At 65.6% G+C, this 13738-nt stretch carries 13 protein-coding genes; 6 read left to right on the top strand and 7 right to left on the bottom strand.

Going from position 1 to position 13738, the window contains the following annotated elements:
* Nucleotides 1-10 precede the first annotated feature (10 nt).
* The 5 genes from mreC to ACP7D4_RS15820 are packed head-to-tail and all read left to right on the top strand — an operon-like array spanning nt 11 to nt 5763.
* The gene (gene mreC, locus ACP7D4_RS15840; RefSeq protein WP_426105343.1) at nt 11-1078 is read left to right on the top strand and encodes a rod shape-determining protein MreC; all 1068 of its coding nucleotides are present in this window, start codon (nt 11-13) and stop codon (nt 1076-1078) included.
* The gene (gene mreD / locus ACP7D4_RS15835; RefSeq protein ID WP_426105341.1) at nt 1075-1587 is read left to right on the top strand and encodes a rod shape-determining protein MreD; all 513 of its coding nucleotides are present in this window, start codon (nt 1075-1077) and stop codon (nt 1585-1587) included. The genes mreC and mreD overlap by 4 nt, the downstream gene beginning before the upstream one ends.
* A 13-nt stretch (nt 1588-1600) precedes the next feature.
* On the top strand, nt 1601-3577 hold the full coding sequence (gene mrdA / locus ACP7D4_RS15830) for a penicillin-binding protein 2 (RefSeq protein WP_426210019.1): 1977 nt from the start codon (nt 1601-1603) through the stop codon (nt 3575-3577).
* A 4-nt stretch (nt 3578-3581) separates the two neighbouring features.
* Nucleotides 3582-4694, top strand: coding sequence for a rod shape-determining protein RodA (rodA, locus tag ACP7D4_RS15825; RefSeq protein ID WP_426105336.1), 1113 nt, complete (start codon nt 3582-3584; stop codon nt 4692-4694).
* 13 nt (nt 4695-4707) lie between these two features.
* Complete coding sequence (locus ACP7D4_RS15820) at nt 4708-5763, top strand: septal ring lytic transglycosylase RlpA family protein (protein ID WP_426210017.1); 1056 nt, start codon at nt 4708-4710, stop codon at nt 5761-5763.
* Nucleotides 5764-5765: 2 nt separating this feature from the next.
* On the opposite strand, the gene ACP7D4_RS15815 is transcribed toward ACP7D4_RS15820, so the two are convergent.
* From ACP7D4_RS15815 to argS, 7 genes are read right to left on the bottom strand one after another with little or no spacing between them, the layout of a single operon-like run.
* Nucleotides 5766-6455 carry an SPOR domain-containing protein gene (locus tag ACP7D4_RS15815; RefSeq protein ID WP_426210015.1) on the bottom strand — a complete coding sequence of 230 codons (690 nt, stop codon included), beginning with the start codon at nt 6453-6455 and terminating at the stop codon, nt 5766-5768.
* A gap of 3 nt (nt 6456-6458) precedes the next feature.
* Entirely contained in the window at nt 6459-7199 is a 741-nt protein-coding gene (locus tag ACP7D4_RS15810; RefSeq protein ID WP_426210013.1) for a type III pantothenate kinase, read from the bottom strand.
* 4 nt (nt 7200-7203) lie between these two features.
* Entirely contained in the window at nt 7204-7980 is a 777-nt protein-coding gene (locus tag ACP7D4_RS15805) for a biotin--[acetyl-CoA-carboxylase] ligase (RefSeq protein ID WP_426210011.1), read from the bottom strand.
* The gene (locus ACP7D4_RS15800; protein ID WP_426210009.1) at nt 7977-8789 is read right to left on the bottom strand and encodes an SDR family oxidoreductase; all 813 of its coding nucleotides are present in this window, start codon (nt 8787-8789) and stop codon (nt 7977-7979) included. The genes ACP7D4_RS15805 and ACP7D4_RS15800 overlap by 4 nt, the downstream gene beginning before the upstream one ends.
* A 19-nt stretch (nt 8790-8808) precedes the next feature.
* The gene (locus tag ACP7D4_RS15795) at nt 8809-9474 is read right to left on the bottom strand and encodes a thiol:disulfide interchange protein DsbA/DsbL (RefSeq protein WP_426105328.1); all 666 of its coding nucleotides are present in this window, start codon (nt 9472-9474) and stop codon (nt 8809-8811) included.
* Between the two features lie 15 nt (nt 9475-9489).
* A complete protein-coding gene (locus ACP7D4_RS15790; RefSeq protein WP_426210007.1) occupies nt 9490-10197 on the bottom strand; it encodes an SPOR domain-containing protein in 708 nt (235 codons plus the stop codon).
* A gap of 54 nt (nt 10198-10251) precedes the next feature.
* Nucleotides 10252-11970, bottom strand: coding sequence for an arginine--tRNA ligase (argS, locus tag ACP7D4_RS15785; RefSeq protein WP_426210005.1), 1719 nt, complete (start codon nt 11968-11970; stop codon nt 10252-10254).
* A 316-nt stretch (nt 11971-12286) separates the two neighbouring features.
* Here argS and rsmB point away from each other — a divergent pair, with 316 nt between their 5' ends.
* Nucleotides 12287-13699 carry a 16S rRNA (cytosine(967)-C(5))-methyltransferase RsmB gene (gene rsmB / locus ACP7D4_RS15780; protein WP_426210003.1) on the top strand — a complete coding sequence of 471 codons (1413 nt, stop codon included), beginning with the start codon at nt 12287-12289 and terminating at the stop codon, nt 13697-13699.
* Nucleotides 13700-13738 lie beyond the last annotated feature (39 nt).

Genomic DNA, 13738 nt, shown 5'->3' with positions numbered 1-13738 from the left:
ATTGGAAGTCATGGAATACAGTCCGCCGCCACTCTTCAAACAAGGTGCATCCGCCCGTGTCAAGGTGACAGTTTTCGCGTTCATTTCGATCATCCTGCTGGTGGTCGATTCGCATTTCCACGCGCTCGCCTATGTGCGCCAGATTGCCGCCACGGTGCTCTATCCTTTGCAAAAAGTAGCGATGGTGCCGCGCGACGCGCTGGGCGCCATGGGGACCTATTTTTCATCCCTGTCGGCGCTGGAAAAGCAGGTGCGCGAACTAAAGATGGCCGAAGTTGCCGCCGCCCAGACCATGCAGCAGGCGCAGCAGCAATTGGCCGAGAACGTCCAATTGCGCAAGCTGATGGGCGCGCGCGAAGCGCTGCCGGTGCCCACCCTGATGAGCGAAATCCTGTACGACGCGCGCGACCCGTCAAGCCGCAAGATCGTGCTGGACCGCGGCGGCAACGACGCGGTCGTCCTGGGCCTGCCCGTGATCGACAATGCCGGCGTGGTCGGCCAGGTCACGCGCGTGTTCCCGTTCACGTCCGAAGTGACGCTGCTGACCGACCGCGAGCAGGCCATTCCCGTGCAGGTGCTGCGCAACGGCCTGCGCAGCGTGGCGTATGGGCGCGGCCAATCGGGCTTGCTGGACCTGCGCTTCGTCACGCCCAACGCCGACATTCTGGTCGGCGACATTCTCATCACGTCGGGCCTGGACGGGGTGTACCCGGCCGGGCTGGCCGTGGCCAAGGTCATCCGCGTTGAAAACAGCGCCGCCGGCGCCTTTGGCGGCGTGGTCTGCCAGCCGCTGGCCGGCATCGACCGCCATCGCCAGCTCCTGATCCTGATGGCGCTCACCAAGCTGGCGCCGCGCCCACCCGAGGAAACGGTCAAGCCGGTCAAGAAGTCGGCCCTGCCCAAAATGACGCCAAGCGGCGCGCCGGTACTGGCGCCGCCCGATTCACAGACGGCAGCAGCGCTGGTGCCGGCGGCTCCTGCGCTGCTGCCCGCGGCCCCGACCGCCGCTCCGGCTGCCACCAATCGCGCCACGCCAGCGGTACGTGCGCCGGCGCCCACCCCGGGAGTTACCCGATGAATCGCCCGCACTACATCCTGCTGCCCGTCAGCCCCCTGTTCATCGGCTTTAGCCTGACGGTGGCCTTCCTGGTCAACATGCTGCCCTGGGGGCATTTTGCCGGCGCGCCCGACTTCGTGGCGCTGGTGCTGGTGTTCTGGGGTATCCACCAGCCGCGCAAGGTCGGCATCGGCATGGCGTTTTTCATGGGCCTTTTGATGGACGTGCACGAGGCCACGCTACTCGGCGAGAACGCGCTGGCTTACACCTTGCTGTCCTATTTCGCGATCATGATCCACCGCCGCGTGCTGTGGTTTCCGGTCCTGACGCAGGCCCTGCACGTGTTCCCGCTGCTGCTCATGACGCAGGCGACCCAGGTGCTGGTACGCTACATCATCACCGGCAAAAGCTCCGGCCTGCTGTACTTTGCCGAGAGCGCGGTCGGCATCGTGCTGTGGCCCCTGATCACCTGGATGCTGCTGGCGCCCCAGCGCCGCGCCGTCGACCGCGACGACACGCGCCCGATCTGATGCCGCTCGCGCAATGACAGAAATTAAAAACAACGATCGCGAGATCCATCTTTTCCGCCTGCGCGTCACGGCGCTGTTCGGCCTGGTCTTTATCTGCTTTTCGCTGCTGGTGGCGCGCGTGGTGTGGCTGCAGGTGGTCAAGCACAGCGACTACGCCGCGCTGGCCGAGGGCAACCGGATCGCCATCGTGCCGATCGTCCCCAACCGCGGCTTGATCGTGGACCGCAACGGCGTGGTCCTGGCGCGTAATTTTTCGGCCTACACGCTCGAAATCACGCCCTCCAAGCTGCGCGCCACGCTCGACTCGGTCATCGATGAACTGGCCACGCTGGTGGTGATCGAACCGAAGGACCGCAAGCGCTTTCGCACCCTGCTGGCCGAGTCCAAGAACTTTGAAAGCGTACCGCTGCGCACGCGCCTGGCCGACGACGAAGTGGCGCGCTTTACGGCACAGCGCTTTCGCTTTCCCGGCGTGGACGTGCAGGCACGCCTGTTTCGCCAGTATCCAATGGGCGAGAGCGCGGCGCACGTGATCGGTTTTATTGGCCGCATCAACGAGCGCGAAGCCAAGGCGCTGGAAGAGGGCAGCGACGGCAACAACTATCGCGGCACCGACCACATTGGCAAGGAAGGCATCGAGAAAAGCTACGAAGCGCAGCTGCACGGCCAGACCGGCTACCAAAAAGTCATCAAGACCGCCGGCGGACGCGCGGTGAGCACCATGTCGCGCACGGAGGCTACCGCCGGCAACAACCTGGTGCTGTCGATCGACATCGAGCTGCAGAAGATCCTCGAGGACGCCTTTGCCGACTTTCGCGGCGCGCTGGTGGCGATCGAGCCGTCCACCGGCGACGTGCTGGCGTATGTCTCGCGTCCCGGTTTCGATCCCAACCTGTTCGTCGACGGGATCGACAGCCAAAGCTGGAACGAACTCAATACCTCGCTCGACCGGCCGCTGCTGAACCGCCCGCTGCAGGGCACCTATCCGCCCGGTTCCACCTTCAAGCCTTTCATGGCGCTGGCCGCGCTCGAGCTGGGCAAGCGCACGGCCGGCTACACGCTCTCCGACCCGGGTTCGTTCAGCCTGGGCGGCTACCGCTGGATGGACGACAAGGCGGGCGGCCACGGCGCGGTCGACATGTACCGCTCGATCGTTATCTCCTGCAATACCTATTACTACATGCTTGGCAACGACCTGGGCATCGACGCCATCCACGACTTCATGGAGCCGTTCGGCTTTGGCCGCCTGACCGGGATTGACCTCGACAGCGAACGCAAGGGCGTGCTGCCGTCCAAGGAATGGAAGCGCACGCACTTCGCCAAGAACAAGGCGATGCAGCAGTGGCAAAAGGGCGACACGGTCAACATCGGCATCGGCCAGGGCTTCAACAGCTATACCATCTTGCAGCTGGCGCATGCGGTGGCCACGCTGGCCAACGACGGCGTGGTCATGAAGCCGCACCTGGTCAAGATGATCGAAGACGGCACCACGCGCGTGCGCAAGCCGACGGTGGCTGCGCCGAGCTTCAAGATCGCGCTCAAGCAGGCCAACATCGACATCATCAAGCACGCGATGGTCGGCGTCACGCTCGAGGGCACCGGCAAGCTGGCCTTTGCCAACGCGGGCTACTCGGCCGGCGGCAAGACCGGCACTTCGCAAACCGTGGGCTTGAAACGCGGCGAAAAATACAATGCCAAGGCGATGAATGAACGCTTCCGCGACAATTCGCTGTACGTCGCCTTTGCCCCGGCCGACAAGCCGCGCATCGCGCTCGCCCTGATCGTGGAGAACGCCGGCTTTGGCGCCGCGATTGCCGCTCCGATCGCGCGCAAGGCGCTCGACTACCACTTGCTGGGCAAGCGCCCGGGCGGCAAGGGCGCCGCCGTGCCAACCGCGGTTGCGGTCGAAGAGCTCGACGCCGTCCCGCCCGACCCGGTGCCCGAGACGCTATTTCAACCGGGCGCCCCGGCGCCCGCGCCCAAGGAATAACCGCATGCGTATCAATGAACGGCGCTCGCTCTGGCGGCGCATGAAACCGTACATCCTGGTCTTCGACGCGCCGCTGGCGATGATCCTGTTCCTGCTGCTGGCCACCAGCCTACTGACGATGTACTCGGCCGGGATCGAGTTCCCGGGCCGCTTTGAAGCGCAGATGCGCAACACCCTGATCGCCTTTTTGATCATGTGGGCCGCCGCGCTGGTACCCCCGCAAACGCTGATGCGCCTGGCCGTGCCGATCTACACGGTCGGGGTGGCGCTGCTGGTGGCGGTGTTCCTGTTCGGCGTGGTCAAGAAGGGCGCGCGCCGCTGGCTTTATATCGGCACCGATATCCAGCCGTCCGAGATCATGAAGATCGCGATGCCGATGATGCTGGCCTGGTATTTCCACCAGCGCGCGGGCATGGCGCGCTGGCAGAATTTTGCCATCGCCTCGGTGCTGCTGGCCGTGCCGGTGGGGCTGATCCAGCTGCAGCCGGACCTGGGCACCTCGTTGCTGGTGCTCTCGTCGGGCTTTTACGTCATCTTTTTGGCGGGGCTGTCGTGGAAGGCGCTGGGCGGGCTGTTCTTCGCTGGCGCGGCCAGCCTGCCGGTGGCCTGGTCGCTGATGCACGACTACCAGCGCGACCGCATCATGACGCTGATCGATCCCACCAAGGACCCGCTGGGCAAGGGCTTTCACATCATCCAGTCGATCATCGCGATCGGCTCGGGCGGCTTTTCGGGCAAGGGCTTGCTCAAGGGGACCCAGTCGCACCTCGAATTCGTCCCCGAGCACACCACCGACTTCATTTTTTCGCTGTACTCGGAGGAGTTCGGCCTGGTCGGCATCCTGGGACTGGTGCTGATCTACCTGCTGCTGATCGGGCGCGGGCTGATCATCGCCGCCAATGCACCGAGCCTGTTCACGCGCCTGCTGGCCGGGGCGATTGCCATGATTTTCTTCACCTACGCCTTTGTCAACATGGGCATGGTGAGCGGGATTTTGCCGGTGGTCGGCGTGCCGCTGCCGTTCATGAGCTATGGCGGCACCGCGTTTGGTACACTCGGGCTCGGTGCAGGTATCCTGATGAGTATTCAGAGGCATCGAAAACTAATACAAACCTGATACGAAAGGCGCGATGAACGTGTCGAGACACCCCCCACTGATCATCGCCGCCAGCTTGCTGGCGCTGCTGTCGGGCTGCGCCGAAACGCCGCTGGTCGGCGGGCGCGGCCACATGCCGGCGCCGCCGCTGCGCGCCGCCAGCCATCCTCCCCTGCGCGCCGAGTTGCCCGCGCTGCCCCCGCCGGCGACCAGACCGGGCGGCTACTACATGGACGACGGTCCGGAAGACTCGCCCCCGCCCAACCTGGAACAGGTGCCCGATGCGCAGGTGCGCTTCGAGCCGTATTCGCGCTATGCGAACCGGCCGTATGTCGTCTTTGGCAAAAGCTACACGCCGCTGTTGAACGAGCAGCCTTTCATTCAGCGCGGCGTCGGCAGCTGGTACGGCAAAAAATTCCACGGCCAGAAAACCTCGTCGGGTGAGCTCTACGATATGTACAAGATGACGGCCGCCCATCCGACGCTGCCGATTCCTTCGTATGCGCGCATCACCAGCGTGGCCAGCGGCAAGCAGGTGGTGGTGCGCATCAACGACCGCGGTCCCTTTCATGCGTCGCGCATCGTCGATGTCTCGTACACGGCGGCCGTCAAACTGGGGCTGCTGCAAAACGGCAGCCACGAAGTGCGGCTCGAACGCTTGCTGCCGGACGCCGGCACGCGTCTGGCGACGGTGCGCCGCAACGCCACCGAGCCCGATGAAGCGCGCCAGGGTCCGCTGCAGGCGGCGGCCAAGCTTAATCAGCTGATTGTCGAGAACAAGGCCGAGATCAAGGCCCTGAAGGTGCATCCGGCGAACGGCTCCGATGAAGCGCCGATGGCGGTAGCGGTGGCCGCGCCGGCGGGCGGATTTTATGTGCAGATGGGCGCTTTCAGCCGGGCCGACAAGGCGGCCGAGATCCGCGCCAGGATCATGGGCAATGGCTGGGCCGGTGCGGGACTGGACGTTGTGTCTTTCGGTGCGCTGCACCGTGTGCTGAGCGGCCCGTTTGGCACCCGCGCCGAAGCGCAGGACGCGGCGCGCGACGTGGCCGGTTCGCTCGGGCTGCGCCCGATCGTGATAAAGCGATAGACTTACTTGCAGGTGCGCGTATCGGCCGTGAATTTTGCGGCGATAGCGTCAAGCTTGGCGCGCGTGTCGGCATCGATATTGCGGAAGCGGTAGACCAGCCTGGTTGCGGCGCTCGAGCGGCCGGCCACCTTGGCGCCGACCACGCCCTGCTTTTTGAGTGCCGCCATCAGCGTCTGCGCCGCCGCCTCCGACTTGAATACGCCCAGCGAAATGGCCCACTTGGTCGGCGAGCTGTCGTTCATGATGAAGAAGTTGCTCACCCCTTGCGCTTTCAGTTCCGCCGCCTTTTTGTCGGCCGCTTCCTTGCTGCCCAAAGGCGGGATCATCACCATGTGGCTAGTGATTTCCTGCCCAGCCACTTCTTCCTGCGACTGCTTGTCGGCCAGCTGCAAGGGCGCCACCTGGCGCTCGAAGCGGCGCGCCTCGGCGGCGGCGAAGTTGCCGATCTCGGTGCACGCGATCAGCGCGCCGGTGGCGCTCGTCTCTGTCACCGCTGGTGCCGCGGCCTCCGGCGAGGTTGGGAGAACCGGCGGCAGGCCCGCCGGCTGCAGGCGCAGCTTGTCGGTATTGATCTGGTTCTTGATGCGCCCCGGTTCGCGCTCGCCGGCCTTGAAGCTGCCGAGCGCCCCATGGTCATAGGCGAACAGCACGGCGTTCAGGCCCAGCAAAGTCCAGAAGATTAATTTCAGCACAGGCTATCCCGTTGTGGGGTGTGAAGCGGCGGCGGCCCGTTGCAGGCCGATCAGGACGATATTATCGACCATCCGGTGCGCCACTGTCAGCACCGGCGCAATAAACGGCGCGGCGCCGCCCGAGACGATGCACGCTTGCGCGCGGTGCAGCGCGCAGGCCCGTTCGATGGCGCCGGCCTGCGCCGACAGGCAGCCTGCCAGAATGGCGTCGTCGGTATTGTCGGCAAAGCCGGCCGTGAGCGTTTTTCCCAGTTCAACTGAAGGCAACTGCGCGGTGTTCCTGGCCAGCGAAGCGGCCATCAGGCCCAGGCCCGGCAAGATCATGCCACCCAAAAAACGTCCGTCGGCGCTGACGGCATCAATCGTGGTGGCGGTGCCGCAGGTGGCCACCACGAGTGCCTGACCAGGGGCCAGCGCGCGCGCGCCCAGCGCGGCGGCAAAGCGATCGCACCCGAGCTGGCCGGGATTGCGGTAGCCGTTGCGCATGCCGTCCAGCTGGGGCAGCGACGCGAACCAGTCGATGGTGGTGGTGGGCAGCATCAGCTGCAGCTGGTCGCGCAGCTTGGCTCCCGCCACGTTGGCCACCACCGCGCGCACGACCCTGCGGCCCTGCCAGCAGGCCGGCAGATAATTGAGTTCGGCGTGCGACACGGCGCCCGCGTCAACCCACTGGCCCAAAGGCGCGCCGGATTCTGCCAAGGCCCACTTGATGCGCGTATTGCCGGCGTCGATCAGCAGCAGCATCGGCTTATGCCTGCGCGCGCAGCGACACGTCGCCGGCCACGATGGCGATGCGGCCGGCGGCGCTGTCGAGCAGCAGCGCGCCGCTGTCGTCAACGCCGGCGGCAATGCCTTCGGCCACGGTCACGCCGCCGTCGACAATCTGCACCATGCTGCCCTGGTGGGCGTGCAGGCGGTTCCAGCGCGCGCTGAAGGCCGCAAAGCCAAGCTGGCCGAACTGGTCGAGACTAGCCGCGAGGTTCGACAGCAGGGCTGCCATCAGGGCGTCGCGGTCCATTGCCGCCAGCCATGGCGCGCTGGCTGCAGGGCGGCCGATGCGCTGTTCGAGTTCGTCGGGCAAATGCAGGTTCAGGCCGATCCCGATTACTGCCCACACGGCGCCGTCCGGGGCGCTCCGGGTTTCAATCAGCACGCCGGCCAGCTTGGCGCCATCCTTGAGCAAATCGTTGGGCCACTTGAGCTGCACGTTGACGCTCAGGCTGGCCAGCGTTTCAGCCAGCGCCACGCCCACGGCCAGCGGCAAGCCTGCCAGCGCGTGCAGCGGGCAGTGGAACTGCCACGCCACTGAAAACGTCAGCGAGCCGCCTTCGGCCGACAGCCAGCTGCGGCCCGCCCGGCCGCGCCCGGCGTTCTGGCGCTCGGCGATCAAGACCGTGTTGCGCGCCTGGTGCGCGCTGCGTGCCAGCAGGTCGGCATTGGTGGAGCCGGTTTCAGCGACCACTTCAATGTCGGCTACCGCGTTGAATGCGGGGCCGCAAATGCGGGCAATCGCCGCGCCGTTCATGCTTCGCCTGCCGGGTCTTTACGTGCGGGGTCGATGCGGGCCGGGTCTTTACGTGCTTTATGCGGCGCCTTGGAAAACGCGAAGTCGTACAACCAGTTGGGCAGCATGCGCAGCAGCTTGGCCACCACGCCCATTTGCCACGGGATGACGCGGTAGCTGACGCCGCTGGCGACCGCGCGCGCGGCCTTGGCGGCAAAGCGCTCGGCCGGCATCAGGAACGGCATCGGATAGGTGTTTTTTTGGGTCATCGGAGTGGCGATATAGCCGGGCGCGATGGTCACCACGTCAATGCCGTAGGGTTTTAACTCCAGCCGCAGCGACTCGCAGTAGCACACCACCGCCGCTTTCGAGGCGCTGTAGGCGCCGGCGCCGGGCAGGCCGCGCACGCCGGCCACGCTGGCGATGCCGACCAGGCGGCGCGGACCGGTCTGGGCTTTCATGCTCTCGATGAAGGGCGAGAAGGTGGCGAAGGTGGCGCTCACGTTGGTGCTGAGGATGGCGTCGAAAACTTGCTGGTCTTCGGGGTGTTCGGTCAGGGTGCCGTGCGAGACGCCGGCGCAGGCGATGACGATGTCGGCGCCCCCGGCGCGCGCGATGAAGTCGTGCGCCGCGCTGGTCAAGGCGGCATGGTCCGTCACGTCCAGCGCATAGACGGCGTGCCGTTCGGGATGCGGCAATTCGGCCACCAGGGCGGCAAGCACCTCGGCGCGCCGCGCCACCAGGCCCAGCATCGCGCCTTGCGCGGCGTATTCGCGCGCGAGCGCCGCGCCAATGCCGCTCGAGGCGCCGGTGATGAAAACGCGCATCATGCGCCGACCGCGTGCAGCGTCACTTCTTTTCTGCCAGCGCTTTGGCCACCAGATAGTCCATGACCTTGAGGGCGGCCTGCTGGCTGTCCGCTTCGCCCAGCGGCGGGGTGACGGCCGAGCTGACCTGCTGCGGCGAGGTGATGAAGCGGCCATCGATGGCAACCGTCGGCCACTGGCGAATCTGGTAAGCCTCGGCCAGGCCCTTGGCGCGGTTGACGCGCGAGGCGGTGCCGAAGGAACGGTAGGCGTCGCCCAGCTTTGCGCGGTCCAGGCCGGCGCCGCCCGCCCATCCAAGAATGGCTTCGTCGCTCGTCAGGCGCAGGTTGCTGACGTGGATGGCGTCAAATACCTTAGCGTGGTTTTGCTCGAGCACGCCCATGCCTTCCAGCGTCACATACAGGCGCTGCAGCGGCTGCTCGGCGGCGCTGAAGGCCACGTGCACGCGCCGGAAGACGACCTTGTTCTGGTTTTTTCGGACCCAGTCGGCCAGCGCCGGCTCGAACGCGTGGCAGTGCGGACAGGCGTACGAAAAGAATTCGGTGACTTCGACCTTTTTACCGGCGTCGGTGTTCTGGACGTTGGGCAGGACGCGGTATTGCTTGCCCTCGACGGGAGCGTCGGCGGCGGACGCGCTTGCGGCAACGCCCAGGGTCAGGGCAAACAACAGCTTCTGGATCAAACGCATGGTGGGTCTCCGTGGTTACTTCTGGTTTTTGACAATGGCGACATCGATGCCGCTGTCGATCAGTTTGGCGCGCGCCTTGTTCATCGCTTCCACCTGCGGGAAGGGGCCGACCCGGACCCGGTGCAGCACGCCGCTCTCGTTGGGCTTTTCGCTGATCGACGCTTCAAAGCCGAGCAGCGCGAGCTTGGCGCGCGTGTTTTCGGCGTCGTCGATTTCGCGGAAGGCGCCGGCCTGCAGGTAGTACGTCACCTTTTCGTCGCCCGTGTCGGGCGCCACCGGCTTGGGCTGGATGTTGGCCGCCTCGGACGGCTTGGACTCCGGCGCCATCTTGGCTTCGGTCGCAGGTTTAGCTTCAGGCGCAGGTTTGGCCTCGGCCAGCTTGGCGTCGGCCGTCTTGGCCGGCGCTGCCGCCGCCGGAGGATCCATTTTCTTGACCGCCTCGCCCAGCGGATCATCCTGCTTCTGCTTGTCCGCCACTTCCTTGTTGGCCTGGCGCGCCGCTTCCTTGTTGCCGTACATTGGCTTGTTCGGGTCCGCGATCTGGTCCGGACTCGGGTCGGCCATCTTGCCCGCCTTGCCGGATTTGTCGGTGAACGGCGTGCCGCCCTTGGTGATCAGGAGCGCGACGGCCACGGCGATGACCAGGCCCACGATCAGGCCGATGATGACGCCGGTGAGCGTATTGCCGCGCTGGCGGAAAAGGGTGGTGGAAGCGAATGTCATGGAAGTCTTTTAATAAGCGACGATTACATCTGGGTTGGCAGTGACGGGACGGCTTTACATCTGGACCGGCGCCGAGACGCCGATCAAGGCCAGGCCATTGCGCAGCACCTGGCGCGTGGCATGCATCAAGGCCAGGCGCGCCATCTTGAGCGTGGCGTCGTCGACCAGCACGCGCTCGGCAAAATAAAAGCTGTGCAGGTTGGCGGCCAAGTCGCGCAGGTAGAACGCGATCTGGTGCGGGCCAAGTTCGCTCTGCGCGCGCGCGAGCACTTCCGGGTAGCTCGCCAGCGTGGCCAGCAGCGTCAGTTCGGTGGGCGCGGTCAAGGGCGACAGGTCGGCCGTAGCCAGCGCGGCTTCGTCGCCGGTGAACTGCTCGAGCATGCGGCAAATGCGCGCATGGGCGTACTGCACGTAATACACGGGGTTTTCATCGGACGTCTTGAGGGCGACGTCGACGTCGAACACGAATTCGGTGTCGGCCTTGCGCGAAATAAGGAAAAAGCGCACCGCGTCGCGCCCCTTGGCGATGTTGCCGTCGCCGGACCATTCGATCAGGTCGCGCACCGTCACGTACGAGCCGGCGCGCTTGGAGATTTTCACTTCGGCGCCGTCCTTCATGACGGTGACCATTTTATGCAACACGTAGTCCGGGAAGCCCTGCGGGATGCCCTGGTCAAGCGCCTGCAGGCCGGCGCGCACGCGCGCGATCGTCCCGTGATGGTCGCTGCCCTGGATGTTGATGGCCTGGCCGAAGCCGCGCTGCCACTTGACGAGGTGATACGCCACGTCCGGCACAAAATAGGTGTAGCCGCCTTCGGACTTGCGCATCACGCGGTCCTTGTCGTCGCCAAAGTCGGTGGTGCGCAGCCACAGCGCGCCATCCTGCTCGTACGTCTTGCCGGACTTGATCAGCGCCTCGACCGCCTGCTCGACCTTGCCGTCTGCGTACAACGACGACTCGAGATAGTAGTTGTCGAACTTGACGCCGAATGCGAGCAAGTCGATGTCCTGCTCGTTGCGCAGGTAGGTGACGGCGAACGGGCGGATCGAATCGAGGTCGTCTGCATTGCCGCTGCCGGTGACGGGCGCGCTGTCGCTGGCCGACACGGTCTTGCCGGCCATGAAGTCGGCTGCGATATCGGCGATGTAGTCGCCGTTGTAGGCAGCTTCAGGCCACTGCGCGTCGCCCGGCTTGAAGCCCTTGGCGCGCGCCTGCACCGAAGCTGCCAGGGTGGCAATCTGCACGCCGGCGTCGTTATAGTAAAACTCGCGCGTGACGTCAAAGCCTTGCGAGTCGAACAGGCTGGACAAGGCGTCGCCGAGGGCGGCCTGGCGGCCATGGCCCACGTGCAGGGGGCCGGTCGGGTTGGCCGAGACGAATTCGAGGATGACTTTTTTGCCGGCGCCGGCTGTGCTGCGACCGAAAGCGGCTTTCTGGTCCAAAATGGCCTTGACCACCGCCTGCTTGCTCGACGCCGCCACGCGCAGGTTGATGAAGCCGGGGCCGGCGATGTCGGCGCTTTCGACCAGGGCCTTGCCGGCCGGGTTCTCGAGCAGGGCGGCGACGATTTTCTGGGCCAGCTCGCGCGGGTTCATCTTGAGCTGCTTGGCCAGCTGCATGGCGATATTGCAGGCGACGTCGCCGTGCGAGGCGTCGCGCGGGCGTTCCAGCACGACGTTGGCGGTAATGTGCGTTCCCCCGGCCCCTTCCAGAATGGGGGCGAGGGCGTCCTGGAACAGGGCGACGATTTCTTGTTTTTGCGAGGCGAGCATGTGCGGTGTTCTATAGAGTGAAAGAGCGGTGGCCGGGCCACAGGCATAGTTGGGTCCAATTATACTGGTTTGGGCAGGGGCTGAGCAGTGTTGGCGCGGGGTCGGACCCCGGTGTTTCTTTTAGGGGGTCTGAGCCCGGTTCGACGGCGGCGCCGGCAGCCTGCCCTAAGTCCCCGCCGCACCCGGGTCAGACATGCCTGTGTCCAGCCGACCGCGATGCGGTGTTGTTTTATCAGCCACCCGAGCGTGCTTAAGCCTCGCGCAAGTCTAACCCGGTACAATTGCGTCTTTATAAAGCATCAAGATCGCCACTGCCATGACCAACAAGCGCCCGACGCTCTCCATCAAGCCCGCCGCGGCCAAGCCGGCTGCGCCCCGCGTTCGCGCCAGCTACGAAGTCAAGCCGGTGCTGCAGCCGGGCTACCGGCCCAACCTGAAGCCCGATTCGCTGGCGCTGGCCCTGCTGGGCGCGGCCAACGCGGTGGCCCAGGTGCGCGGCGGCGCGGCCTTGCCGCAGGCGCTGCTGACCGCCTTTGGCGTCACCAATGCCACGCCGCAGACCCGCGGCGCGATCCAGGACATCGCGTACCGCACCATGCGCCAGCTCGGGCGCAGCGAAGCGCTGCTCGGCCTGATGACGTCCAAGGCGCCGGAGCCGGCCATGCTCGCCGCGCTGCTGTGCTGCGCCATCTCGCTGATCGACTCGCCCGAGGGCGCCGCCGCCCCGTATGAAGAATTTACCGTCGTCGACCAGGCCGTCACCGTCGCCACCTCGCATCCCGACATGGCGCACGCCAAGGGCATGGTCAACGCCGTGCTGCGCCGCTTCCTGCGCGAACGCGCCGAGCTGGTCACGCAGGTATTGACGCAGCCGGTGGCGCAGTATAACTACCCGCAGTGGTGGATCGACGCCGCCAAGGCCGCCTATCCGAGCGCCTGGCAAGCCATCCTCGCGGCCGGCAACGCGCAGCCGCCGCTCACCTTGCGCGTGAATGTCCGCAAGACGAGCGTGCCCGCGTACCTGCAACTGCTGCAGGACGCCGGCATTGGCGCCACCCAGATCGGCCCGTCCGCCGTGCGACTTGACAAGGCGATCGGCGTGGCCGCCATTCCCGGTTTCGACCAGGGTTTGAGCTCGGTGCAGGACGCCGGCGCCCAGCTGGCCGCAACGCTGCTCGACCTGCACAAGGGCATGCGCGTGCTCGACGCCTGCGCCGCGCCCGGCGGCAAGACGTGCCACATCCTGGAGCTGGCCGAGGTCGACGTCACCGCCATCGATTCGGACCCCAAGCGATTGGTGCGGGTCGAGGAAAACCTTGAACGCCTGGGTTTGAGCGCCACCCTGAAGGCCTTTGAAGCGCAAACCACAGTATGGTGGGACGGCCAGCAGTACGACCGCATCCTGGCCGACGTGCCGTGCACGGCCTCGGGCATCGTGCGGCGCCACCCCGACATCCGCTGGCTGCGGCGCAAGGGCGACACGCTCCAACTTGCAACACTTTCGGCCAAAATTCTCGACAATCTTTGGCAGATGCTGCGCCCGAATGGTAAATTGCTGTTCGTGACTTGCTCGATCTGGCCCCAGGAATCGGAGGCACAGGCGGCCGCTTTCGCGGTGCGCCACAATGCAACGCGCCTGGACGCGCCAGGCCAACTGCTTCCAGAGGGCAGTGCCAGTGCCGATCACGACGGTTTGTTCTACGCCCTGTTTCAGAAAAACGCGGCGTAACCGGTCTTCCGACAATGCGATCGACTTTTAAGGCTCTGG

It is taken from the genome of Massilia sp. TWP1-3-3, from assembly GCF_049897805.1.
Classification (GTDB): Bacteria; Pseudomonadota; Gammaproteobacteria; order Burkholderiales; family Burkholderiaceae_D; genus Telluria_A.
This window is presented reverse-complemented; position numbering and strand designations above follow the sequence as displayed.

Excerpts from the sequence above, each read along its gene's own strand:
- mreC (WP_426105343.1), top strand. The coding sequence starts at position 11 with ATGGAATACAGTCCGCCGCCACTCTTCAAACAAGGTGCATCCGCCCGT.
- mreD (WP_426105341.1), top strand. The coding sequence starts at position 1,075 with ATGAATCGCCCGCACTACATCCTGCTGCCCGTCAGCCCCCTGTTCATC.
- mrdA (WP_426210019.1), top strand. The coding sequence starts at position 1,601 with ATGACAGAAATTAAAAACAACGATCGCGAGATCCATCTTTTCCGCCTG.
- rodA (WP_426105336.1), top strand. The coding sequence starts at position 3,582 with ATGCGTATCAATGAACGGCGCTCGCTCTGGCGGCGCATGAAACCGTAC.
- ACP7D4_RS15820 (WP_426210017.1), top strand. The coding sequence starts at position 4,708 with ATGAACGTGTCGAGACACCCCCCACTGATCATCGCCGCCAGCTTGCTG.
- ACP7D4_RS15810 (WP_426210013.1), bottom strand. The coding sequence starts at position 7,199 with ATGCTGCTGCTGATCGACGCCGGCAATACGCGCATCAAGTGGGCCTTG.
- ACP7D4_RS15805 (WP_426210011.1), bottom strand. The coding sequence starts at position 7,980 with ATGAACGGCGCGGCGATTGCCCGCATTTGCGGCCCCGCATTCAACGCG.
- ACP7D4_RS15800 (WP_426210009.1), bottom strand. The coding sequence starts at position 8,789 with ATGATGCGCGTTTTCATCACCGGCGCCTCGAGCGGCATTGGCGCGGCG.
- ACP7D4_RS15795 (WP_426105328.1), bottom strand. The coding sequence starts at position 9,474 with ATGCGTTTGATCCAGAAGCTGTTGTTTGCCCTGACCCTGGGCGTTGCC.
- ACP7D4_RS15790 (WP_426210007.1), bottom strand. The coding sequence starts at position 10,197 with ATGACATTCGCTTCCACCACCCTTTTCCGCCAGCGCGGCAATACGCTC.
- argS (WP_426210005.1), bottom strand. The coding sequence starts at position 11,970 with ATGCTCGCCTCGCAAAAACAAGAAATCGTCGCCCTGTTCCAGGACGCC.
- rsmB (WP_426210003.1), top strand. The coding sequence starts at position 12,287 with ATGACCAACAAGCGCCCGACGCTCTCCATCAAGCCCGCCGCGGCCAAG.